The following is a 23,165-nucleotide window of genomic DNA, read 5'->3' on the forward strand; positions in this document are numbered from 1 at the left end:
GTCGGTCATCATGATGAAAGCCGATACATTGCCTTCAAGGATGTGGCAATAACTCGGCGACGACGAGTGAAATTAATTTCGAAGCTATACTTAAGGTGTTGCCTCTGTGAGCACACTAATGGAGAAGTTTATGACAATTACAATGAAACGTATTACAGCAGCTGTCCTTGCTACCACCTTAGTCGTCGCGTTAAGCGGTTGTTCTAACTGGTCTAAACGTGACCGTAATACCGCAATTGGCGCGGGTGCCGGTGCGATTGGTGGTTCAGTGCTAACTAACGGCAGCGCGCTCGGCACCGTCGGTGGCGCAGCGGTAGGTGGTATTATCGGTCATCAAGTTCATTAAGACCGCATTAAAATAAAACACGGCTACGCAATGCATCTACATACTCATCGGGCTACTTTTAGTAGCCCGATTTTTTTCATTTTAGCCGCCTGCCAGCTTTACCTTCATGCCTTTTGCTTCCAGTAAGCTCTTGAGTAAGTCGCGCTTGTCACCCTGGATTTCGATAACGCCCTCTTTTAATGCGCCACCGCAACCGCATTTTTTCTTAAGCTCGGCAGCAAGCTGTGTTAATGCGGCATCATCCAGATCAATACCGGTAATCAAACAGACGCCTTTGCCTTTTCGTCCGCTGGTCTGACGCTGAATGCGAACAATGCCATCACCTTTAGGTCGCTCAACTTTCTGCTGCGGCTGGTCTATACGACCTGTATCCGTAGAGTAAACCAGCGGGTTATCGCGATTCATGAGGCATCCTCCAGACTTTTTAAGATTGATTGCAACGTAGCAGCGGGATTGGCCGATTGGGTAATAGGGCGTCCAATCACCATATAATCAACACCTGCCTGCTTCGCCTGCTCTGGTGTCATGATACGGCGTTGATCGCCTGCATCACTGCCTGCCGGGCGAATACCTGGCGTAACCAGCGCGAAATCTGATCCAATGACCTGTTTAAAACGTGCCGCTTCATGTGCGGAACAGACCACACCATCCAGTCCACACTCACGGGTTAATTTTGCCAGTTTTTCTGCCTGTTCTGCCGGTGAGAGTGTGATGCCCAATCCTTTCAGATCGTCTGCATCCATGCTTGTCAGTACTGTCACAGCAATCAGTAAAGGTGCATCCTTTCCAAAGGGAACCAGAGCTTCACGTGCAGCATTCATCATGCGTGCCCCACCGCTGGCATGGACATTGACCATCCAGACACCCAGATCGGCAGCCGCGGCAACCGCATGCGCTGTCGTGTTGGGAATATCGTGAAACTTCAGGTCAAGAAAGATATCGAAACCGCGTTGCTGCAAATCTTTCACCAATGAAGGGCCAAACAGCGTAAACATCTCTTTGCCCACTTTCAGTCGGCAGCTACCGGGATCGATTTGGTCAACAAAGCGTAATGCGCTATTGATGTCATGGTAATCGAAAGCCACCAGAATCGGCGAAGCGGTCACAGTTTGGGGTGAAGGCATGGCATTTCCTCTGCAGTGGGCACCCATGGGCGCAATAGACAAACGGCTGGCATTTTACCTGCGGTGTCGGGCCATCACAATCGCTGTTCCCGTCTGTTAGACGACAAACTGCACAGATGCGTAGGTTTCGAAAGCTTTAGGCTTTTAGTATGTTGTAACTACAATGAAAGTAAATCACCAACGCTGGCTGTTGATGATTATTGACCGTCGAGTCCTCGAATAGGCTTCACAGAGGACCACGTGCGACAAGAAGGGCAATGCCAGTAAAGTGCGTGCGCAGTGAAGCCGCATTTCTGGCAGCGATAGCGTGGCTTGGTGCGAATCTGCTCGCCAACCATGTCGCGCAAAACCATCAAACTTTCTTTGGCGCGACCATCTTCAGCTTCGTGTAGGTGAAAATTCATCAAACGATGAAACACTCGCATGGTTGGGTGACGTTGTAACTGCCGATTGATATAAAGCTGAGCTTCTTCTGGTCCCTGCTGCTGCTCGAGTATATCGGACATATACAGTTCAGCGGCGGCGCCCGTATTTTCTTCAACGCAGCGTTGCAGGAATTCTGCCCACGCGTCTGGCTGATTCAGCCGTTGAAAACAGGTTTCTAGCATTGGCAGCGTTTCACTCACCAACTCTTTATCCTGATCGAGTACGCGCTGTAAATGCCCCACTGCTTTTGCGTAATCGCCCTTCTCCATCAGAATACGTCCCATCATGATAGAGATTCGTGCACTTTGACGATCTGCTGCTTCACCCTTCTTCAGCAGGCTCATCGCGCGATCAAGATCGTCACTACTCATCGCCTGCAAAGCCAGCTCGCAATAAAAATGGGCTATTTCACCTTTCTGCTTATCTTTGCCCAGTTTCACCAAACGTTCAGCGACTTCAATCGCCTGCTGCCAGTCGCTTGTTGCCTGGTGAATCAGCAATAATTGCTGCAGTGCACCGATGCGAAAATCTGTTTCATCAGTGAGCTGTTTGAACATATCTTCGGCGCGGTCATACAATCCGGCCGCCATGTAATCACGCCCTAATTGCTGAATCGCAAGTAAGCGCTGCTCGTAGCTCAGTGAAGCGCTTTCCATTAATGACTGATGTATGCGAATAGCGCGATCAACTTCGCCGCGAGAACGGAACAAATTACCCAGCGTCAGGTGAGCTTCGACTGTGCCGCTGTCTTCTTTAAGCATGTCTAAAAAGAGATCAACGGCTTTGTCTTGCTGATTAGAGAGCAGGAAGTTAACGCCGGCAACATACTCGCGGGATAAACGGTTCGCTTCCTGCTGCTTATCCTGTTGTGCGCTACGTCGACCCATATACCAGCCGTAAGCAGCAGCAACCGGAAGCAACAGAAACAGCAATTCAAGCATGGATAATTATTCCCGGGCAGCCGATGACGATGTGGTCGTCACTGTCGTGCTGCCCTGTTCAATTTGTGCTTGCATACGCTTTACTTTGCGCTGCGCATTCGCCAGGGAAACGCGAACACGTAACCAAAACAATCCACAAATTGCCCAGCCCAACAAGAAGCCTACACCAAACAAGCTTGCCAATAGTGTAGAGATACTGAATTGGCCCTGCGCCAGCAGATAGTTAAAGGTGATGACCTGGTCGTTATGCGCACCTAATGTGACGGAGATGATGAAAATGACCAAAACCACTAAAAAAATCAGCAAATATTTCACAGTGCATCCTGTTGTGAGGTTGTCGGGTGGAATTATGCCAAAACTACGGCAAAAATGCTGCTCCCAGCAGCATCAGGCGATTCGTTTTTACGCAAGCACAATCAATGATATGGGGTCTACGCGTGGAATTACAATTCAGGTTCACGCTCTTGCACCTCTTTTTGTTCTTCGGGCGGCAAGCTAAGCGGCCCACAAAAACGTTGTGCCAGCCAGGTGGCCAGGGTTACCAACACCCATGACAATACAGTGGCCATGATTAAATCACGTGGCCAGTGCATGCCCAGCAACAGGCGGCTACCCATTACCGCGCTGGCCCAGATAAAGACAATCACAACCGTTTTGTAATGGCGACGCGGCCACAGCAATCCAATTACCAGCAAAGCCCAACTGGCCGCAAACATGGTATGCCCGGAAGGAAAAGCAAAACCGGTCTCTTGCGCCCAATGACGTTTTAGCCAGCCGGGTAACAGCGTATCGTCAGCCATTAAATCATTAACCATTTGGCTGCGCTGATGGCGTTTTAGTTCGTAGAACGCTTTGTCATCCAGACCATGACTGTGCTCTAACCATACGACATAAGGCCGCGATTCCTGAACCTGGTCTTTAATGAAGGATTTGGTGTACTGCCCTGCCAGAATGGTGGCGTTCATAATCAGCAACAGCAAAATAGCGGGTTTCCATCTAAAACGCAGACACCACATGACCCATGCACTGAGTAACAGGCTGGTCAGGGTTCCCCAAGGACTGGTGACAGTTTCGGTCATCCAGAATAAGATTTTTAAAACCGCACCGCTTTCACCCGGTTGCCACTGCCAGCCAGATAACCAAACCGTCAGCGGCATTATCAACAACAGCAGCATCCCCAAGGTGGTGCGGCGTGAAATCTTCAACATCCGTTTTCCTTTTAGAGAACTTAATTCATCGCTGATGAATAACTTTAGCTTAAAAAAGAATAACATAACCATTGCAGATTGGATAATTGTGCTTTATCACTACAATCGCTCTGACAGATTACCAGCCCACCAGTGGGTTGTGGCACAATATTACACGTTTGTCGGGCTACACTCGCCCGTGCGCTATCATGATGATAGTGCATCCTCTGAAGGTTCTGGAGAGTCACATGCAGCTTAAACGGGTGGCAGAAGCCAAACTGCCAACGCCATGGGGAGATTTCCTGATGGTAGGTTTTGAAGAATTGGCAACCGGCCATGACCACGTCGCGCTGGTCTTTGGTGATATCAATGATAACGATCCGGTTCTGGCGCGCGTCCATTCTGAGTGCCTGACAGGCGATGCGCTTTTCAGTTTGCGTTGCGACTGTGGCTTTCAGCTTGAAGCCGCGTTGAATTCAATTGCTGAAGAAGGTCGCGGTGTGCTTCTGTATCACCGCCAGGAAGGCCGAAATATCGGGCTGCTGAACAAAATTCGTGCCTATGCGCTTCAAGATAAAGGCTACGACACGGTTGAAGCCAACCATCAATTAGGCTTTGCTGCTGACGAGCGAGATTTTACGCTGTGCGCAGATATGTTCAAACTGCTCGGGGTGAATGAAGTGCGATTGTTAACTAATAATCCACGCAAAGTAGAAATTCTGTCGGAAGCTGGGATTAATATTGTGGAGCGTGTGCCATTGGTTGTTGGTCGCAATCCCAAAAATGCCCATTACCTTGACACTAAGGCAGCTAAGATGGGTCATCTACTGCCGAAGGGATAAATAAAAAGCCGGGATTACCCGGCTTTTTTATCAGTTAAGCATGTTGCGTATCACGTAGTGCAAGATGCCGTCATTTCGGTAATAGGTTAACTCATTACCTGTATCAATACGGCACCGCGTTTCCAGCAGCTCCTTGCTACCGTCAGCGCGCGTTAAGGTCACTTTCACCGTGCAGCCGGGCTGCAATTGATCCAGATTTTCAACGTCAATCAACTCTTCCCCGGTCAGACCTAACGTTTTACGCGTGGTATCCGGTGGAAATTCCAGCGGCAAAATTCCCATACCGATCAGATTTGAACGGTGAATTCGCTCAAATGACTCCGAAATCACCACGCGCACGCCTTGTAAACGAGGCCCTTTGGCTGCCCAGTCACGGCTTGATCCCGATCCATACTCTTTACCCGCAATCACCGCTAAGGGAACACCTTCGGCTTGGTATTTCATCGCCGCATCGTAAATCGCTAACACTTCGCCACTCGGATGATGTTTGGTGTAACCCCCTTCAACGCCGGGCACCATCTCATTACGAATACGGATATTTGCAAAGGTGCCGCGCATCATTACTTCATGGTTACCACGACGCGAACCGTAAGAGTTAAAGTCATTGCGTTCTACACCATGCGACATCAAGTAGCGTCCTGCTGGGCTTTCCGCTTTAATGCTACCTGCTGGAGAGATATGGTCGGTTGTCACCGAATCACCTAACATTGCCAGCACGCGTGCGCCTTTGATGTCTTTAACCGGCTTGGGTTCTTTCTCCATATCATCAAAGAAAGGTGAAAGCCGAATATAGGTCGAGCCTTCATCCCAGTCATAGGTGGCCGCTTCGCTGACTTTTATCTCCTGCCACTCCGGTGTGCCATCGAACACTTCGGCATACTCTTTATGGAACATGTCACTGGTAACTTGCTGAACAGCAGTAGCAATTTCTTCCGGTGATGGCCAGATATCTTTGAGATAAACCGGCTGCCCGGTGTGATCGTGACCAAGCGGATCGGTTTGCAGATTGATTTTCATGTTTCCAGCCAACGCATACGCCACCACCAACGGCGGTGAGGCCAACCAGTTCGTTTTGATCAGCGGATGAATACGGCCTTCAAAGTTACGATTACCAGAAAGCACCGCGCCAACGGTTAAATCACCCTCTTTAATGGCAGATTCAATCTCATCAGGCAACGGGCCTGAGTTACCGATGCAAGTCGTGCAGCCGTAACCCACCAAATTAAAGCCAAGCTTATCCAAAGAAGGCGTCAACTGCGCCACCGCCAGATAATCTGAAACCACTTTCGAACCCGGTGCCAGGGACGCTTTAACCCACGGCTGGCGCTTGAGGCCGCGCTCAACAGCTTTTTTAGCTAATAAACCGGCCGCCATAAGAACACTTGGATTAGAAGTATTAGTACATGACGTTATTGCGCTGATCACAACCGCGCCGTCGGTAAGCTCATGACTTAAGCCGGTTTCACTGTCCGTGTAATTAATAATCTTGTGCGGTTTTTGTGCCTGATTGACTTCAAGTTCATTGCTGGCATCAAATGCAGCGGGAACATCTCCCAGAGAGACGCGATCCTGAGGACGCTTAGGACCCGCCAGGCTCGATTCGACCTCATTCATATCCAGCGCTAGCGTGCTGGTAAAAATAGGTTCATCGCCAGGGTTACGCCACATACCCTGCTGTTTTGCATAGGCTTCAACCAACGCCACCTGATCGGCTTCGCGACCGGTTAGCGTCATGTAGCTTAATGTCACTTCATCAATGGGAAAGAAACCGCAGGTTGCGCCATATTCTGGTGCCATATTGGCAATAGTTGCGCGGTCAGCCAGCGGCAAATCAGCTAATCCATCACCGTAGAATTCAACAAACTTACCCACTACGCCATGTTTGCGTAGCATCTGCGTGACAGTTAATACCAAGTCTGTGGCAGTGATGCCAGGACGTAATTTACCGGTTAATTTAAAGCCGACAACATCAGGGATCAACATGGAAACCGGCTGTCCGAGCATGGCCGCTTCAGCTTCGATCCCTCCCACACCCCAGCCTAATACGCCCAGCGCATTGATCATGGTGGTGTGCGAATCAGTACCGACTAAAGTATCGGGCCAGGCATACTCTTTTCCGTTCAGATTTTCATGCCAGATAGATTTGCCAAGATATTCAAGATTAACCTGATGGCAAATACCTGTTCCTGGCGGGACAACGCGGAATTTATCAAAGGCTTTTTGCCCCCAGCGCAGGAAAACGTAACGTTCATGATTGCGCTCCATTTCCAAACGAACGTTCTCTTCAAACGCATCATCATCGCCAAAATGGTCAACCGTGACGGAATGGTCAATGACTAAATCTACAGGGGAAAGCGGATTAACTTTTGCGACATCACCACCGAGGCGGTTTACCGCTTCTCGCATGGCGGCTAAATCCACAACAGCAGGCACGCCGGTAAAATCTTGCATGAGCACACGCGCAGGACGATAAGCAATTTCGCGATCGGCATGTGCATCTTTTTGCCAATCAACCAGCGCCTGGATATCTTCTGCCGTAACAGAGTCTCCATCCTGCCAACGTAACAGGTTTTCAAGCAACACTTTCATAGACTTAGGAAGGCGATCAATGTTGCCGAGGTGTTGAGCAGCGAGGGGCAGACTAAAAAAATGATAGGTTTGATTGTCGACCTGCAGTGTTTCCTGACTCTGCTCGCGTAGGGTAAACGACATAGTTCCTCCTTTATAATCGTGATCTTTAAACCTCAGTGAAAACAAGGTTTATGTTAAAGATAGACCACAATTTCGTTAACGTTTTGATTACAACACGATTTGCTACAATCAAACGCAAACGAAAATGCCCCGTGCAGGACACGAGGCATCAGAAAGAGGTGATTTAATTCAAATTATAGTGCGATCCATACAGCCGCAGACCAAAACGCAAATGAGAAGGCGTAAGCACTGAACCAAGACATTTTTATCATATTCATAAATTCACTCCTCACTGAAAATTGGCGCAAAAAGTCATGAAATCATCCCTGAAAAGGATGAAAACTTTTTAAACTGAGTGTGATAAAGACTGGGCTTTTAAAGTGCCCGCCGGAATAACCGGTAAGAAAAGATTTTCACTAAGTAATAAATTACTTACTTCTTAAATATTATTTCGCTTTCGGGTCCATGAAAGACTCGATGAAATGGCGTTGGGTGTCACTCAACTCCCAAGAGTCTGGGATTGATGCAAATTCCTGCTTCGCGCCAGCCTCTTTTGACTTACAGCCAGAAGGTTTGTGCTGGCGCGCGGTCAAAGAACGTTTATGGCTGAGTGTATTTGCCCACATGGCTTAGCCCCACATACGCCAGATCGTTAATGCTACAACTACCCAGAACAGTGCGGAAGCAGCAAAAATGGTCAACCAAGCTTTGCGACGAGTATTGCCAGAACGCTCAACCTTGGTGCTTTTAGCCGGAAAATCCGGTTGTACAGTTATTCTCGTATTCATAGTTTTTGATAATCACTCTCAATAAAATGATTGATAACACCGATGAAGAATTAGGACGAATCCTAAACTCGTTAAGACCAAAAATCCAGTTATTTTTATTGAGTACAACGATTAACGCTATTTATCAAAATAACTAAAAAACTTAAGTAATCATTAACTTCTCCCCTCTTTTATTATTAAACAATTACAGCAAAAATTTGGCTTAAAATGGAATTAGTACCAGTTAAAGCTAATGTATAAATTTAAAACCCTTATTAAAAGCGCTTCCACATCAAGTCATAACTGGAGTATGGGAATAATCCTGGCGTGCCGCAAAGCGGTATGGTTAAAAATGTGTACTGATTCGCAATTAATGAACATCAATAAAGAAACATGTGATCGATGTTTCATTTACAAAAAAATAATGAAACTTATCCATCTTCATCTGGCGCTAACAACTAGCAATAAAAAAGGCTGCCAAAGGCAGCCTTAAAAAAAATTAATCAGTGCGGTGATTATTTAAACGGTAACTTTATGTCTTTAAACATCGCTTCAATATCGTCATTAGAACGTAATGCAACCGCGGCATCCACCACATCACGAGTCAAATGTGGCGCAAAACGTTGAATGAAATCATACATATAACTCCTCAGAAAGGTGCTTCGTCGGAAACCAATTTTGGTTGTGCTATTGGTGAATATTTCCGCAGCCTCAATCCTTACAAGGTCAGGATCTGACACCGGATCAACCGCCATACTGGCAATGACACCCACGCCTAATCCTAATCTAACGTAGGTTTTAATCACATCAGCATCGGTTGCAGTGAAAACGATCCGTGGTGTTAATCCCGCACGGTTAAAAGCGGTATCAAGTTCAGAGCGCCCAGTAAAGCCAAAGGTATAGGTAACAAGCGGAAAATCTGCCAGCTCTTGAATCGTAACCTGTGCTTTGCCCGCTAAGGGATGATCAGGCGTAACAACAATTGCGCGGTTCCAGTGGTAACAAGGCAACATGATCAGGTCGTCGTACAAATGCAGCGCTTCAGTAGCAATAGCAAAATCTGCATTCCCTTTCGAAACGGCTTCTGCAATTTGAGTCGGTGAACCTTGATGCATATGCAGCGATACGCGCGGGTAACGTTCTATAAACCCTTTAATAACGCCGGGCAAAGCATAACGAGCCTGAGTGTGTGTCGTAGCTACGTAAAGCGATCCTTTATCGGGCCAGGTGTGTTCACCCGCCACAGATTTAATCGCATCTACTTTTGATAAGACTTCTCGAGCGATGCGGATAATCTCTTCGCCAGCAGGGGTAACCTGAGTGAGATGCTTTCCGCTACGGGCAAAAATCTGTACCCCTAACTCATCTTCTAGCATGCGCACTTGTTTACTGATGCCAGGTTGCGAGGTGTAAAGGCCTTCCGCGGTCGAGGATACGTTTAAATTATGATTAACCACTTCAACGATATAGCGCAACTGCTGTAATTTCATATATGTTCTATCCCAGTAAGCTACAGAGTCGCATCCCCGGCTGACATAAAGTCGCCTAAACAGCGTGCTGAATATCCGGAATCAGAAAGGTCGGAAATGCTATAACCACTATATCATTTAGATAACAAATGTAGAACTTATTGATATAAGGGAATGAGAAAGGCCAGCGAGCGCTGGCCTTTTAGGGGATTACTTCTTCGCTTCTTGCCACTTGCCTTCTATATAGAAGGCGGACCAACCGGTAGCTTTGCCCTCTTTTTCAGAAGAGACATATTGCTGTTTAGTTTTACGGCTAAATCGCACCATGGTTTTGTTGCCTTCTGGATCCGCAGCCGGGGCTTCAGCCAGGTATTTCAATTTCTCAGGCAAACGGTCGCTGAAGCGTTGTAACTCTTCTACCAACGGCGCACGCGTTTCGCGCGATTTAGGGAAGGTATTTGCTGCCAGGAAAACGCCCGCTGCACCATCACGTAAAACGAAATACGCATCCGATTTTTCACATGCCAGTTCTGGTAAAGGAACCGGATCTTCTTTCGGCGGCGCAACATCACCGTTGCGTAATATCTTACGGGTGTTTTTACACTCGTCGTTGGTGCAAGCCATGTATTTGCCGAAACGCCCCATCTTCAGGTGCATTTCAGAGCCACATTTTTCACATTCAACAATCGGGCCGTCATAACCTTTAATGCGGAATTCACCCTGCTCGATTTCGTAACCGTCACACTCTGGATTGTTACCACAAACGTGCAGCTTACGCTGATTATCGATCAAGTAGCTGTCCATTGCCGTGCCACATTTTTGGCAACGACGACGAGCACGCAGCGCATTGGTTTCCGCATCATCGCCTTCCAGAATATTGAGCACTTCATTTTCTGGAATCAGGTTGATGGTCTGCTTGCAACGCTCTTTAGGCGGTAACGCATAACCAGAACAGCCGAGGAATACACCGGTGCTGGCAGTACGAATACCCATTGGACGGCTGCAGGTTGGACAATCAATGCTGGTTAACACCATCTGATTAGGCTGCATGCCGCCCTCTTCAGGATCTTTTTCAGCCTGCTCAAGTTGCTGGCTGAAATCACTGAAGAAGTTATCGAGCACCGCTTTCCACTTCGCTTGATTATTCGCAACCTGATCAAGATTGTTTTCCATGCGCGCAGTGAAGTCGTAATTCATCAATTCACGGAAGTTCTCTTCCAGACGATCGGTAACGATCTCACCCATTTTTTCAGCATAGAAACGACGGTTTTCGACGCGTACGTAACCACGATCCTGAATGGTAGAAATGATGGAGGCATAAGTGGAAGGACGACCGATTCCGCGCTTTTCAAGCTCACGTACCAAGGACGCTTCGCTAAATCGCGCTGGCGGCTTGGTAAAGTGCTGGCTTGGCATCAGCTGTTGCAAATCGAGCACATCGCCCACGTTAACAGCAGGCAATGTACGATCTTCATCGTTCTTGCGCAGCGCAGGCATGACTTTTGTCCAGCCGTCAAAACGCAGCGTGCGTCCTTTGGCCTTCAATTTATAGTCACCCGCCGCCGCTGTCAGCGTAGTGGAATCATATTTTGCTGGCGTCATCTGACAGGCCACGAATTGACGCCAGATTAGCTGATACAGCTTCTGCGCATCCGCTTCCATGTCCTTAAGTTGCTCTGCAATCACTTCCACATCAGAAGGACGAATTGCTTCGTGCGCTTCCTGCGAGTTCTCTTTGCTGGCGTAAGTATTGGCAGACTCCGGCATGTATTTTTTGCCAAAGTTGCTTTCAATATATCCACGCGCCATAGCAACCGCATCCTGACTCAAGTTGGTTGAGTCGGTACGCATATAGGTGATGTATCCTGCTTCATACAGGCGCTGCGCCATCATCATGGTTTTCTTGACGCCAAAGCCCAAGCGTGTGCTGGCTGCCTGCTGCAATGTCGAGGTGATATAAGGTGCGCCAGGTTTGCTGCTGGTCGGCTTATCTTCACGATCCACAATTTCATAACGCGCTTTTTCCAGCAGCGCTAGCGCAGCATGCGTCTGCTCGCGGTTTACCGGGCGGAATGCTTTGTCATTATGATGCGAGACTTCCATTGGCAGATCGTCGCCTTTCGGCGTGGTCAGGCTGGCTTGTAATTCCCAGTACTCTTCTGGCACAAACGCTTTGATTTCGCGTTCACGCTCAACCACCAGACGAACGGCAACAGATTGCACGCGGCCTGCGGATAATCCACGCGCCACTTTTTTCCATAACAAGGGAGAAACCATGTAACCCACAACGCGGTCCATAAAACGACGCGCCTGCTGAGCATTTACACGGTCAATATTGAGTTCGCCCGGCTTTTCAAAAGCCTGACGAATAGCATTCTTGGTGATTTCGTTGAACACCACGCGGCTGAAGCGCTTGTCATCTCCCCCGATCACTTCCCGCAGGTGCCAGGCAATGGCTTCCCCTTCGCGGTCAAGGTCAGTTGCGAGATAAATGTGGTCTGCATTTTCTGCTAACGCTTTTAATTCAGCGACGACTTTTTCTTTGCCTGGCAGAATTTGGTAATCCGCTTCCCAGCCATGATAAGGATCGACGCCCATGCGGCTAACCAGCGCGGCTTTCTCATCTTTTTTAACTTTTTTAACTTTTTTATCTGTCGAAGCGTCAGCACTTTTTTTAGCGGTTGAACCACTGGTCGGCAGATCTCGAATATGACCAACGCTGGATTTAACCACGTAGTCATTGCCGAGGTATTTATTGATTGTTTTGGCCTTTGCCGGGGACTCAACAATAACGAGTGCTTTACCCATATTTACCTTTACCTAATGAAATCGTCCTGCTTAACGGGAGAGGATTTGATGCCCAAAAACCCATCGGGTTCAATATTGCTGCGCCTGTTTAACATTTCAAGGCGGCGGGATCAATCTCAGGTCAGACAACATGGCGTGATGCAACTTTATGATTAAAATCGCTTTTTCCACCTGACATAATCACACTTCCTGGTGCGATCTCCCTGAAATCTGAATCGCCCACACTCTACCTGATAAAATCTGTTACGCAACTTAATTAGCACTCAGGCTAAATTTGCGCCAATTTTTCAGTCATTGCGACCATTTGTCGAACAGTGAGGCTCGCAAGTAATATAGAAAGGATTAAGAGGCTGTCAAAAAGGAATGAATAAATGCAGAACGATACCCAGGCTATTACACGCCACGCGTTGCTGGAAAAAGCCAACGTAATGATCAAAGCGCATGATGATTATTTTACCGGAATGGAAGCGACAGACGTGGTACAGCACGGTGAGGTTTTCGTGTTTCGCGGTCCCTTTTTTCTTGATGAGAATGAGATCCCTACAGCGAAAACAACGGCGGTGTTTAACGTGTTTAAATATCTCGCGGTCGCGTTATCATCTCAATATCACCTGGAGTAAAACCACCGCATTAAAAAACCCGGCTCTCGCCGGGTTATATCTTACAACAAGGGCTTTTCACCCCGTTGCCAGAGCTTCATTAATAGTCGCTCGGCGACAGAACCGGCGCTATGCGTAACGCGGTCAATCATCTTGCGGCGACGCGCGTAGTGAACGCCCAGTACATTAAAGCTATCCATTTGACGAATAATGAGATCATCACTGGTGCCAATCTCATCAATCAAACCCAAGTCTAATGCCTGGCGTCCATACCAGTGTTCACCGGTAGCCACGTTATCGATATTCAATGATGGACGCATTTCATGAACGAAATCTTTAAACAGCACATGTGTTTCATTAAGATCCTCCTGAAATTTTTCACGTCCTTCTTCGGTGTTCTCACCAAACAGCGTTAGCGTACGTTTGTATTGGCCAGCAGTATGCAATTCCACATCAATGTCGTTACGTTTAAGCAGACGATTGAAGTTTGGAATTTGAGCGACAACGCCAATCGAACCGATTATGGAAAACGGCGCGGCGACAATACGATCGGCCACACAAGCCATCATGTAACCGCCGCTAGCCGCAACTTTGTCAACAGCAGCCGTAACGCGCAGGCCACCATCACGCAAGCGTTGCAGCTGTGACGCTGCCAAACCATAACCATGAACCACCCCGCCAGGACTTTCCAGACGCAACAACACCTCATCACCGCTCTGTTTTACAGCTAACACGGCTGAAATTTCTTCTCGTAATGAAGTCACTTCGCTGGCGTCCATGCTGCCTTTGAAATCGATGACATACAGTGTCGGCTTCACGATTTCGGTTTCACCCTGCTTAGCCGCACGCTTTTCCGCTTTTGCTTTCTGCTTCTCAGCTTTCTTATGATTTTTCAACCACAGTTTTTGCACTTGCGGTTTCATCTTCGCTAACTGCACATCGTCTTTCATCTGCTGATAATCATCACCCAGATGTGTCAGACGCAGCTGGCCGCTTTGACCGCGTTTGCGCAGCGTCGCATTCATGATGATCAGCACAATAGCCGCGACGGCAATCACCAACGTCACAACTTTTGCGAGAAAGAGTCCATAATTTGCAAGAAGATCCATTACGTCGCCTTATTAAACAGAGAATTAGAGACAATAGAATAGTTTAACTTGTTTACACCCAAGCGTCGCCTGAAATGCCAGCACCTGGCACAGAATGCGCCTGTCGATGATTGCACATCACATGAAATTGAGGCATAAAACGAAAACACTTTGACCTTCGCTAGAGGATTCCCCTGTGCACTATCAACCGAAAAGCGATTTGCTCAATAATCGAATTATTCTCGTCACCGGCGCTTCTGACGGTATTGGCCGTGAAGCCGCGTTAACTTACGCGCGCTACGGCGCGGAAGTCATTCTGCTGGGACGCAATCTTGAGCGACTTCAGCTCACCGAGAAGGCAATCAATCAGTTAAACAAGCGACCCGCGCACAGCGTGGTGTTCGATCTGGCACAAGCTACGCCAGAAAATTGCCAACATATTGCTCAACAGTTGGCACTGCAATTTTCGCACTTAGATGGCGTATTACACAATGCGGGTATTTTAGGTGAGATTGTCCCGCTGGCTGAGCTTGATCCTCACGTTTGGCAACAAGTCATGAAGATAAATGTCGATGCCACTTTTTATCTCACACAGGCGTTGCTGCCGCTGCTGTTAAAATCGGATGCAGGCTCACTGATCTTTACCACGTCCAGCGTAGGACGCACCGGGCGTTCCGGCTGGGGTGCTTACGCAGTGTCGAAGTTTGCTACTGAAGGTATGATGCAAGTATTGGCTGATGAATATAAAAATCAGCACTTGCGGGTGAACTGTATCAATCCGGGTGGAACGCGCACAAAAATGCGAGCCAGCGCCTTCCCTGAGGAAGATGCCAACAAGCTAAAAACCCCAGCCGATTTAATGCCGCTCTATCTTTATCTGATGGGTGATGATAGCCGTCGTAAAACCGGTATGAGTTTTGATGCCCAGCCAGGCCGAAAACCGGGAGCAGCTGAATAATGAGTGAAGATCGCCACCAGCAACGTCAGCAACGTTTAAAAGAACACGTTGATGCACGCATTGCCGCCGCGACCGAGGTACGCGGTATTCTGATGGTTTTCACCGGCAATGGTAAAGGCAAAACCACGGCGGCATTTGGTACTGCATTGCGAGCTTGCGGTCACGGTAAGCGTGTCGGCGCAATCCAGTTCATAAAAGGCGAATGGCCTAACGGCGAGCGCAATCTGCTGGAGCAACATGGCGTTGAGTTTCAGGTGATGTCGACCGGATTTACCTGGGAAACGCAAAATCGTCAGGCTGACACCGATGCCTGTTTAGCCGTATGGGAACAGGCCAAACGCATGCTCGCAGATAGCCATCTTGATTTGGTGATCCTTGATGAAATCACTTACATGGTCAGTATGGATTACCTGCCGCTTGAGGAGCTGATTGCTGCACTTATTCAGCGTCCTTTGCAACAAAGCGTCATTATTACAGGACGTGGTTGCCATCGCAGCCTCATGGAAATGGCTGACACAGTGACCGAGATGCGTCCGGTTAAACACGCTTTTGATGTCGGTATTCAGGCGCAGCAAGGAATTGACTGGTAATAAAGAATAAGCGGGTAATAAAAGAAAACGCAGCGGTTAAGCTGCGTTTAGATGAACAGGAAACTTAAGAAGACGTTCGTTTGCTGCTTTTGCCACCGGTAGGACGACGCTGCGCAGTTCCGGTCTGGCTGTGACGTTTTACGGCTCGACGAATTTGGTTAGCCTTGGTACGACGACGATCTTTCTCAACAACCAGTTTGGTAACCGTTTCGTCATCCATACCGACCAAATTACGTAAGTAGTTGACCGCAGGAAGATCCAGCTCGGTCCAACCGCCACGTGGCAAGTTTTTCGGCAGATGAATATCACCATAACGCACACGCATCAGACGGCTCACCTGCACGCCAACCGCTTCCCATAAACGACGTACCTCACGGTTACGTCCTTCGGTCAGCGTTACGTTATACCATTGGTTAATGCCTTCACCGCCGCCAAAGCGCAGAGTTTTGAAAGCGGCTGGGCCATCTTCCAACTGCACGCCTTTGCTCAACTGACGGATTTTATCGTCATCTACCTGACCAAATACACGCACGGCGTATTCACGTTCAACTTCACGGCTTGGATGCATCAGACGGTTTGCCAGCTCACCATCAGTCGTGAACAGCATCAATCCACACGTATTGACGTCCAGACGACCAACAGCAATCCAGCGTGAACCGCGCAGTCGCGGCAAACGATCAAAGACAGTTGGACGACCTTCAGGGTCACTACGGGTGCAAAGTTCACCTTCTGGTTTGTAATAAGCCAAGACGCGACAGACTTCCGTTGCGGATTCGGCAATCGAGACCAGATGACCATCAATGCGAATTTTAAGGGCTTTACTGTTTTCGATACGGTCGCCTAGCGTAGCCAGTTTGCCATCAACGCTGACGCGTCCGGCGGCGATCATTGTTTCGATTTCACGACGCGAACCATGGCCGGCACGCGCTAATACTTTCTGTAACTTTTCGCTCATTGAGCTTCCTCATTGTCGCCTTCCCAGGCGTCACGGTAGGGTGGTAAGTCTTTTTAAATCAACAGGTTAACTTAAAAAGTTTGGCCTATTATACAGGCATTTAACCCTGATGTAACGCGGTTTATGAAGATGGCACTCATCCTAATAATAGTGTTAATTGGCGATAATTCACGCCTGGTAATTCGTCGTTCAACACAACTTATTTACTATTTCGAGCAGTGCTTAAAACGGCAATATCGAAAACTTTATACTTAGTGAGCATTAAATTTATTAAACAATATGATTTAATTAAAAGTACTGACAACTCAATAAGTAACGGTATCTTAAACTCCACTGGCATTTCACATACATCATTTAAACCATAAAAAAAGACCTTTACGGCATAATGTATCGTTTAATTGATTTTACCTAGCATGTGATATTGATAAAAAATAAATTATCAAACTTAATGCACCATAGGTTGAATTAAATCATGATATTCAGGTTTATTTGACTAATATTAATTTAATTGAATTGTACAGCTTTATTATCTGTGTACAATTTAACCCCGAAGAGCAAGAAAATCAGAGTGAAAGATTAACGCTATTCACCTAAAAATTAAATTATATCTCATGTTTCATTAATAAATATTTTGCTTCTTCATTAATACAATAAACCGGCGCATCCGGAATTGTTGCGTTAATACGGTTCAGTGATGAACCTGATATTGCATGTCGAAAATCCTCACCAGGGATATTAAAGACATGCCTAAATAAAGAAAAAACCATGAAAAAACTGTTTCTGTGCCCAGCGTTTGTCGCGCTGGCTTTAAGCGGTTGTTCTGTGGGCCAAACCGAGTACAGTCGTACGGCGATGCAGCACGTAGACATGAGCGTGACCGGCATCCCGACGATCCTTGGTCTTGGCACTTTGGGCAGCAGCATCCCCCTCACACCTGAATATAGCCTGACAGCCGCACACGTTGCGAAATATGCCGTTCAACGCGTAAAGGCCTATCATCCTTATTGCGATCTTGCGATTATTTATCACAAGAATGACGCAAAGACATTAGCCAAATTCCGTAACAGTGATATTGGCGATTCAATAAAAATGTATGGCTACAGCTTTATTTCCGCCTTGCCTGTGGAATCAACGGGCACTAATTTAGCGCGCACAGCCATTCGGAATAATTGGAATAAAAGTCCTTGTATGGCGATGGCTTCAAATGCGGGAGTGGTGCAAGGGATGTCTGGCGGCGGTGTTTATAACCGCGATGAAACGCTGGGTGGTGTTATTGTGGGATATACAGACGCCATTAAAAATGGTCGCAGCGGAAAGATCATACTTAAAGACGTTTCGCTCTATATTCCCTACCGTGATTTTAAAGATTGGCTGCAGACAAATATTGGACAGGCACCGACGCGCGGTGCCTGAGGAAATTACTGGAACGGACGGGTATCGCCAACGCCTTCGCGGATGATCTCAGGCGCATCATGCGTCAAATCAACGACCGTGGTTGGCTGCTGCCCCAACGTTCCTCCATCGATAATCAGATCGACCAATTTGCCAATGCTGTGCTGAATCTCTTCTGGGTCTGATTCGGTGAAATCATTGCCTGGCAAAATCAAAGAGGTCGACATCATTGGCTCATTTAACGCTTCAAGCAGCGCCAGAGCCACTGGATTTGACGGCACGCGCAGGCCAATGGTTTTACGCTTGTCGCTCATCAGGCGGCGCGGAACTTCTTTGGTGGCTTTCAGGATGAAGGTGTAATTCCCCGGCGTGTTGTTTTTTAGCAGACGAAACGCGGAATTATCGACCTGTGAATAGACTGATAATTCAGATAAGTCACGGCACATCAGGGTGAAATTATGATTGCCATCCAGCTGACGAATACGGCAAATGCGCTCCATTGCGCCCTTCTCTTCTAAACGACACCCCAAGGCATAGCCAGAATCGGTGGGGTAAACAATCACGCTGCCTTTATTGAGATATTCCACGGCCTGATTAATCAGGCGAGGCTGCGGATTGTCAGGATGGATATGAAAAAATTGACTCATAGAAACCTCGTGTCACCTTTCCGTGCAATCAGATGCAGGTGCCAAAGCCGGAAAACGTTCCCAGACCGGCTCGACGCCTGCGGGCAGCCATAATTTGCGTCCCAATTCAATCCACGGACAGGGTTGATGAAAATCAGAACCTTGTGAACCAGCTAACCCATTATCTCTGGCGTATTGCGCCAGCTGTGTGCGCTCATTAGGTGCTTGCTGGCACTGTGCAACTTCCATCGCATCACCGCCGGCATCGCGAAAATAAGCGACTAAGCGCTTAAGCCATTTTGCGGACAGTCCATAACGTCCGGGATGAGCCAGCACGGCACAACCACCAGAATGATGAATTGCATCAATAGCTTGTTCAATTGTACACCATTGTGGCGGGACATAACCGGTTTTACCGCGCGCCAAATATGATTTGAAAACCTGCGCAAAATTATCCGCCCGTCCTTGTTCAACCAGAAAACGGGCAAAATGGCCACGCGTGATCACGCCACCTTCCGCCAAACGCGTTGCACCCGCCAGCGCGCCGGGAATCTGTGCTTTTTCCAGTCGTTCCGCAATATGTTCGGCACGTGTCTGACGGCGATCGTGCTGTGCAGCCAAAAAAGTGCTCATTACTGGATGGTGAATATCAATATTGAGTCCGACAATATGAATTTCATGATTCTCCCACACTGTTGAAATCTCAACGCCAGCCACAACTTTGATGGGCAAATCTTGATCAATAGCCACCTGCTGCGCTTCCGTAACGCCGCCCACTGAATCGTGATCCGTAATTGCTAAAACGCCAATACGCATCTCAACAGCGCGCTGCACAAGGGCCTGCGGCGTGAGAAAGCCATCAGATGCCCGCGTGTGGCTGTGTAAATCATAAATAGGGAAACGGGCGATATCGCTCAAGCTAACTCCAGTAAAAATCTAAACTGGCCAGCATGATAACGATTTTGGCGGTCAGAGAAAAAGTGTATTGACATTTAAGCCATGAACCCGTTAACTAGTACACAAGTTCACACGTAACGGGTATTTAATCATGGCTGTTGTTCATACGCTTTTAAACGGTTGGTGGCGCGATGTTCCCAGATACGGGCGACGTCGTCGTGCACAACTAGCGTAAACGCTGTGCAGATACCTGAGCCCGCCACCGAGCGGGCTTTTTTTCGAGCGAAATTCAGAGAATTCATCATGCCAAATGCGAAACCTACAGTGAAGTTGATTACCGGCACCGCGCCCTATCGCGAAGATCCGGCCGCAGTGTTTCATCAGTTATGCGGCGCACGCCCGGCAACCTTGCTGCTTGAATCTGCGGATATCGACAGTAAACGTAACCTAAAAAGCTTGCTGATCGTTGACAGCGCCCTGCGTATCAGTGCGCTTGGCAATAACGTCACCTTACAAGCGCTTTCGGAAAATGGCCGCGCGCTGCTGCCGCTGCTGGATGCCGTGCTACCGGACTCCGTGAAGATTGAAGCGCGCCCCGATGGACGAGTTTTAACCTTTCCCACCACAGAAGCGCTGCAAGATGAAGACTCCCGCTTACAGGCGCTTTCCGTATTCGATGCGCTGCGTTTGATTCCTCAACTGGTGAACGCACCCGCCGATGAACGTGAAGCTTTGCTGCTGGGCGGTCTGTTTGCTTACGACTTAGTGGCTGGCTTTGAAGAACTCCCCGAACTGGAAAGTCATCAGCGCTGTCCTGATTACTGCTTCTATTTAGCTGAAACCCTTTTAGTGCTGGATCATCAGGAACGCAGCGCACGTTTGCAGGCTAGCCTGTTCAGCCCCTCCACCAGCGAATTCCAACGCCTACAAGGGCGTATTGAACAGTTGCATGGCCAAATGCTGCAGCCAGCAGCGCCGTTACCGGTTCAATCTGTTGAACAGATGACGCTGAACACTAATCAAAGTGACGAAGAATATTGCGAAGTGGTACGCGACATGCAGGAAGCGATTCGCATTGGCGAGATTTTCCAGGTTGTACCTTCGCGCCGCTTCTCGCTGCCTTGTCCGTCGCCGCTGGCAGCGTATGACACGCTGAAAAGCAGTAATCCCAGCCCATACATGTTCTTCATGCAGGATCAGGATTTCACGCTATTTGGCGCATCGCCGGAAAGTTCGCTGAAATATGACGCAACTTCACGCCAGATTGAAATCTACCCGATTGCCGGGACGCGCCCGCGGGGTCGTCATGCTGATGGTTCGCTGGATCGCGATCTCGACAGCCGCATTGAGCTTGAAATGCGCACCGACCATAAAGAGTTGGCTGAGCATCTGATGCTGGTTGACCTGGCGCGTAACGATTTAGCGCGTATCTGCGTGCCCGGCAGCCGCTATGTCGCCGATCTGACTAAAGTCGATCGTTATTCCTTTGTGATGCATTTAGTGTCACGCGTTGTGGGCACATTGCGCGAGGATCTTGACGTGCTGCATGCCTATCGCGCCTGTATGAATATGGGCACGCTAAGCGGCGCGCCAAAAGTCCGCGCGATGCAACGCATTGCCGCTGCGGAAGGCTCACGTCGTGGCAGTTACGGCGGCGCAGTGGGTTACTTCACCGCTAACGGCGACTTAGACACCTGCATTGTGATTCGCTCTGCCTACGTTGAAGACGGCGTTGCCACCGTGCAAGCCGGTGCTGGCGTCGTCCTGGATTCCAATCCCCAAGCTGAAGCGGATGAAAGCCGCAATAAAGCCCGCGCGGTGTTGCGCGCCATTGCAACAGCCCATCACTGCAAGGAGATTTTCTGATGGCCGATATTCTGCTGCTCGATAACATCGACTCATTTACCTATAACCTCGTCGACCAGTTGCGGACTTTCGGTCACAACGTGGTGATTTATCGCAACAACCTACCTGCAGAATTGCTGATCGACCATCTGCAGCGTATGGAGAACCCGGTATTGATGTTGTCACCAGGCCCGGGCGCACCGAAAAATGCCGGTTGCATGCCTGAGCTGCTTCGTGTGCTGCGGGGTCGCCTGCCGATTATTGGCATTTGCCTCGGTCATCAAGCCATTGTGGAAGCCTATGGCGGACACGTGGGCCAGGCGGGCGAAATCCTGCACGGCAAAGCATCCATTATCACGCATGACGGTGAAGCGATGTTTTCTGGCCTGAGCAATCCGCTGCCAGTGGCGCGTTATCACTCGTTGGTTGGCAGCAACACACCCGACGAATTAACGGTCAACGCCAGCTTTAACGGCATGGTGATGGCAGTGCGCCACGATGCAGATCGTGTTTGCGGATTCCAGTTCCATCCTGAATCCATTTTGACTACTCAAGGCGCACGTCTGCTTGAGCAGACGCTGGCTTGGGCGCTGGCGAAGTAACAGGGAGAACAAAATGCATACTATTCTGGAAAAACTTTACCAGGCGCAGACGCTAAATCAGGCTGAAAGCCATCAGCTATTCAGCGCAATCATTACCGGGCAGCTCGAGCCAACACAGTTAGCCGCAGCGCTCATCGCGATGAAAGTTCGCGGCGAAAAGCCAGAGGAGATTGCGGGTGCCGCAACGGCCTTGCTGGAAGATGCTAAACCCTTCCCGCGTCCCGATTATGCCTTTGCCGATATCGTTGGCACCGGCGGTGACGGCAGCAACAGCATTAATATTTCTACCGCCAGCGCATTTGTTGCCGCGACCTGTGGACTGAAAGTGGCGAAGCATGGCAACCGCAGCGTCTCCAGCAAGTCGGGTTCATCCGATCTGCTGGCTGCATTTGGCATTAATCTGGATATGCCTGCTGAGCAGGCGCGTAAAGCGCTGGATGATCTGAACGTTTGTTTCCTGTTTGCTCCGCAATATCACACTGGATTCCGCCATGCGATGCCGGTTCGCCAGCAGCTCAAAACCCGCACACTGTTTAATGTGCTCGGCCCGCTGATCAATCCCGCGCGCCCGCCGTTGGCCGTGATTGGGGTTTACAGCGCAGAGCTGGTGCTTCCTATTGCGCAGACATTAAAAGTATTGGGTTACCAGCGTGCCGCTGTGGTTCATGGAGGTGGCATGGACGAAGTGGCGCTGCATGATGTAACGCACGTAGCGGAACTGCGTGATGGCGAAATTACGCGTTACCTGCTGTCGCCAGAAGACTTTGGATTCGGCTTCCATCCCAAGGAAGCCTTGGCAGGCGGCACGCCGGAAGAAAACCGTGACATTCTTACACGTTTACTCCAGGGTAATGGCGAGCAGGCCCACGAGGAAGCCGTTGCCGTGAATGTGGCTATGCTGCTCAAAGTATTTGGCAATGAAGATTTGCGTGAAAATGCACAGCGTGCGCTCGCCGCAATCCGTAGCGGGCAGGCTTACGAGCGCGTGGTCGCTCTGGCAGCAAGAGGATAA

General features: G+C 48.8%; 20 protein-coding genes, 1 pseudogene and 1 other annotated feature. Of the genes and pseudogenes, 8 read left to right on the forward strand and 13 right to left on the reverse strand.

What is annotated here, in order from left to right; all coding sequences use genetic code 11:
* Positions 1-130: 130 nt before the first annotated feature.
* A complete protein-coding gene (gene osmB / locus SC127_RS22275; RefSeq protein ID WP_031374546.1) occupies positions 131-346 on the forward strand; it encodes an osmotically-inducible lipoprotein OsmB in 216 nt (71 codons plus the stop codon).
* An 81-nt stretch (positions 347-427) separates the two neighbouring features.
* Here osmB and yciH read toward each other — a convergent pair whose 3' ends face one another.
* The 5 genes from yciH to pgpB all read right to left on the reverse strand — a co-directional run bounded on the left by yciH (position 428) and on the right by pgpB (position 4,045).
* Entirely contained in the window at positions 428-751 is a 324-nt protein-coding gene (gene yciH, locus SC127_RS22280) for a stress response translation initiation inhibitor YciH (RefSeq protein WP_332628196.1), read from the reverse strand.
* Positions 748-1,470, reverse strand: coding sequence for an orotidine-5'-phosphate decarboxylase (pyrF, locus tag SC127_RS22285; RefSeq protein WP_332628197.1), 723 nt, complete (start codon positions 1,468-1,470; stop codon positions 748-750). The genes yciH and pyrF overlap by 4 nt, the downstream gene beginning before the upstream one ends.
* A 197-nt stretch (positions 1,471-1,667) precedes the next feature.
* On the reverse strand, positions 1,668-2,837 hold the full coding sequence (gene lapB, locus SC127_RS22290) for a lipopolysaccharide assembly protein LapB (protein ID WP_215846708.1): 1,170 nt from the start codon (positions 2,835-2,837) through the stop codon (positions 1,668-1,670).
* 6 nt (positions 2,838-2,843) lie between these two features.
* Complete coding sequence (locus SC127_RS22295; protein WP_215846707.1) at positions 2,844-3,152, reverse strand: LapA family protein; 309 nt, start codon at positions 3,150-3,152, stop codon at positions 2,844-2,846.
* A 128-nt stretch (positions 3,153-3,280) separates the two neighbouring features.
* Positions 3,281-4,045, reverse strand: coding sequence for a phosphatidylglycerophosphatase B (pgpB, locus tag SC127_RS22300; protein ID WP_332628198.1), 765 nt, complete (start codon positions 4,043-4,045; stop codon positions 3,281-3,283).
* 227 nt (positions 4,046-4,272) lie between these two features.
* Here pgpB and ribA point away from each other — a divergent pair, with 227 nt between their 5' ends.
* Positions 4,273-4,866, forward strand: a complete 594-nt coding sequence (gene ribA / locus SC127_RS22305) for a GTP cyclohydrolase II (protein ID WP_215846705.1) — start codon at positions 4,273-4,275, stop codon at positions 4,864-4,866.
* A gap of 30 nt (positions 4,867-4,896) precedes the next feature.
* Here the strand turns inward: ribA and acnA are convergent, their stop codons facing one another.
* The 4 genes from acnA to topA form a co-directional block, all read right to left on the reverse strand.
* Entirely contained in the window at positions 4,897-7,578 is a 2,682-nt protein-coding gene (gene acnA, locus SC127_RS22310; RefSeq protein ID WP_243077833.1) for an aconitate hydratase AcnA, read from the reverse strand.
* Between the two features lie 608 nt (positions 7,579-8,186).
* On the reverse strand, positions 8,187-8,345 hold the full coding sequence (locus SC127_RS22315; RefSeq protein WP_215846704.1) for a YmiA family putative membrane protein: 159 nt from the start codon (positions 8,343-8,345) through the stop codon (positions 8,187-8,189).
* Positions 8,346-8,839: 494 nt separating this feature from the next.
* Positions 8,840-9,814 (reverse strand): HTH-type transcriptional regulator CysB, encoded by a 975-nt coding sequence (cysB, locus tag SC127_RS22320; RefSeq protein WP_215846703.1) that lies wholly within the window; start codon positions 9,812-9,814, stop codon positions 8,840-8,842.
* Between the two features lie 189 nt (positions 9,815-10,003).
* Positions 10,004-12,601 carry a type I DNA topoisomerase gene (gene topA, locus SC127_RS22325; RefSeq protein ID WP_332628200.1) on the reverse strand — a complete coding sequence of 866 codons (2,598 nt, stop codon included), beginning with the start codon at positions 12,599-12,601 and terminating at the stop codon, positions 10,004-10,006.
* Between the two features lie 371 nt (positions 12,602-12,972).
* On the opposite strand from topA, the gene SC127_RS22330 reads away from it, so the two are divergent.
* Positions 12,973-13,221: a DUF2498 family protein gene (locus SC127_RS22330; RefSeq protein WP_215846702.1), complete on the forward strand. Its 249-nt coding sequence runs from the start codon at positions 12,973-12,975 to the stop codon at positions 13,219-13,221.
* 41 nt (positions 13,222-13,262) lie between these two features.
* Here SC127_RS22330 and sohB read toward each other — a convergent pair whose 3' ends face one another.
* The gene (gene sohB, locus SC127_RS22335; RefSeq protein ID WP_215846701.1) at positions 13,263-14,309 is read right to left on the reverse strand and encodes a protease SohB; all 1,047 of its coding nucleotides are present in this window, start codon (positions 14,307-14,309) and stop codon (positions 13,263-13,265) included.
* Between the two features lie 175 nt (positions 14,310-14,484).
* On the opposite strand from sohB, the gene SC127_RS22340 reads away from it, so the two are divergent.
* On the forward strand, positions 14,485-15,246 hold the full coding sequence (locus tag SC127_RS22340) for a YciK family oxidoreductase (protein WP_215846700.1): 762 nt from the start codon (positions 14,485-14,487) through the stop codon (positions 15,244-15,246).
* On the forward strand, positions 15,246-15,836 hold the full coding sequence (cobO, locus tag SC127_RS22345) for a cob(I)yrinic acid a,c-diamide adenosyltransferase (protein WP_243077829.1): 591 nt from the start codon (positions 15,246-15,248) through the stop codon (positions 15,834-15,836). Before SC127_RS22340 ends, cobO begins: the two co-directional genes overlap by 1 nt.
* A gap of 64 nt (positions 15,837-15,900) precedes the next feature.
* Here the strand turns inward: cobO and rluB are convergent, their stop codons facing one another.
* Positions 15,901-16,791: a 23S rRNA pseudouridine(2605) synthase RluB gene (rluB, locus tag SC127_RS22350; protein ID WP_215846698.1), complete on the reverse strand. Its 891-nt coding sequence runs from the start codon at positions 16,789-16,791 to the stop codon at positions 15,901-15,903.
* Between the two features lie 765 nt (positions 16,792-17,556).
* On the opposite strand from rluB, the gene SC127_RS22355 reads away from it, so the two are divergent.
* Positions 17,557-18,204, forward strand: a complete 648-nt coding sequence (locus SC127_RS22355) for a serine protease (protein ID WP_243077828.1) — start codon at positions 17,557-17,559, stop codon at positions 18,202-18,204.
* Positions 18,205-18,209: 5 nt separating this feature from the next.
* Here SC127_RS22355 and SC127_RS22360 read toward each other — a convergent pair whose 3' ends face one another.
* Both SC127_RS22360 and rnm read right to left on the reverse strand, forming a co-directional pair.
* Positions 18,210-18,830 carry an L-threonylcarbamoyladenylate synthase gene (locus tag SC127_RS22360; protein ID WP_215846696.1) on the reverse strand — a complete coding sequence of 207 codons (621 nt, stop codon included), beginning with the start codon at positions 18,828-18,830 and terminating at the stop codon, positions 18,210-18,212.
* 12 nt (positions 18,831-18,842) lie between these two features.
* Positions 18,843-19,727 carry an RNase RNM gene (rnm, locus tag SC127_RS22365; protein WP_215846695.1) on the reverse strand — a complete coding sequence of 295 codons (885 nt, stop codon included), beginning with the start codon at positions 19,725-19,727 and terminating at the stop codon, positions 18,843-18,845.
* Between the two features lie 154 nt (positions 19,728-19,881).
* Positions 19,882-19,986 (forward strand) — a sequence feature (Trp leader region).
* Positions 19,987-20,009: 23 nt separating this feature from the next.
* Between rnm and SC127_RS22370 the strand changes: the two genes are divergently transcribed.
* On the forward strand, positions 20,010-21,572 hold the full coding sequence (locus SC127_RS22370; protein WP_332628205.1) for an anthranilate synthase component 1: 1,563 nt from the start codon (positions 20,010-20,012) through the stop codon (positions 21,570-21,572).
* Positions 21,572-23,165 (forward strand): annotated as a pseudogene (trpD, locus tag SC127_RS22375) (bifunctional anthranilate synthase glutamate amidotransferase component TrpG/anthranilate phosphoribosyltransferase TrpD). Before SC127_RS22370 ends, trpD begins: the two are co-directional and overlap by 1 nt.

Source organism: Pantoea sp. T14 (assembly GCF_036663535.1).
GTDB lineage: Bacteria > Pseudomonadota > Gammaproteobacteria > Enterobacterales > Enterobacteriaceae > Pantoea > Pantoea phytostimulans.

Bases quoted from the DNA above. Each gene is read 5' to 3' on its own strand.
- cobO (WP_243077829.1), top strand. From the start codon at position 15,246: ATGAGTGAAGATCGCCACCAGCAACGTCAGCAACGTTTAAAAGAACAC.
- SC127_RS22370 (WP_332628205.1), top strand. From the start codon at position 20,010: ATGCCAAATGCGAAACCTACAGTGAAGTTGATTACCGGCACCGCGCCC.
- yciH (WP_332628196.1), bottom strand. From the start codon at position 751: ATGAATCGCGATAACCCGCTGGTTTACTCTACGGATACAGGTCGTATA.
- SC127_RS22360 (WP_215846696.1), bottom strand. From the start codon at position 18,830: ATGAGTCAATTTTTTCATATCCATCCTGACAATCCGCAGCCTCGCCTG.
- pgpB (WP_332628198.1), bottom strand. From the start codon at position 4,045: ATGTTGAAGATTTCACGCCGCACCACCTTGGGGATGCTGCTGTTGTTG.
- cysB (WP_215846703.1), bottom strand. From the start codon at position 9,814: ATGAAATTACAGCAGTTGCGCTATATCGTTGAAGTGGTTAATCATAAT.
- ribA (WP_215846705.1), top strand. From the start codon at position 4,273: ATGCAGCTTAAACGGGTGGCAGAAGCCAAACTGCCAACGCCATGGGGA.
- sohB (WP_215846701.1), bottom strand. From the start codon at position 14,309: ATGGATCTTCTTGCAAATTATGGACTCTTTCTCGCAAAAGTTGTGACG.
- osmB (WP_031374546.1), top strand. From the start codon at position 131: ATGACAATTACAATGAAACGTATTACAGCAGCTGTCCTTGCTACCACC.
- SC127_RS22355 (WP_243077828.1), top strand. From the start codon at position 17,557: ATGAAAAAACTGTTTCTGTGCCCAGCGTTTGTCGCGCTGGCTTTAAGC.
- lapB (WP_215846708.1), bottom strand. From the start codon at position 2,837: ATGCTTGAATTGCTGTTTCTGTTGCTTCCGGTTGCTGCTGCTTACGGC.
- SC127_RS22315 (WP_215846704.1), bottom strand. From the start codon at position 8,345: ATGAATACGAGAATAACTGTACAACCGGATTTTCCGGCTAAAAGCACC.
- SC127_RS22330 (WP_215846702.1), top strand. From the start codon at position 12,973: ATGCAGAACGATACCCAGGCTATTACACGCCACGCGTTGCTGGAAAAA.
- topA (WP_332628200.1), bottom strand. From the start codon at position 12,601: ATGGGTAAAGCACTCGTTATTGTTGAGTCCCCGGCAAAGGCCAAAACA.
- pyrF (WP_332628197.1), bottom strand. From the start codon at position 1,470: ATGCCTTCACCCCAAACTGTGACCGCTTCGCCGATTCTGGTGGCTTTC.
- acnA (WP_243077833.1), bottom strand. From the start codon at position 7,578: ATGTCGTTTACCCTACGCGAGCAGAGTCAGGAAACACTGCAGGTCGAC.
- rluB (WP_215846698.1), bottom strand. From the start codon at position 16,791: ATGAGCGAAAAGTTACAGAAAGTATTAGCGCGTGCCGGCCATGGTTCG.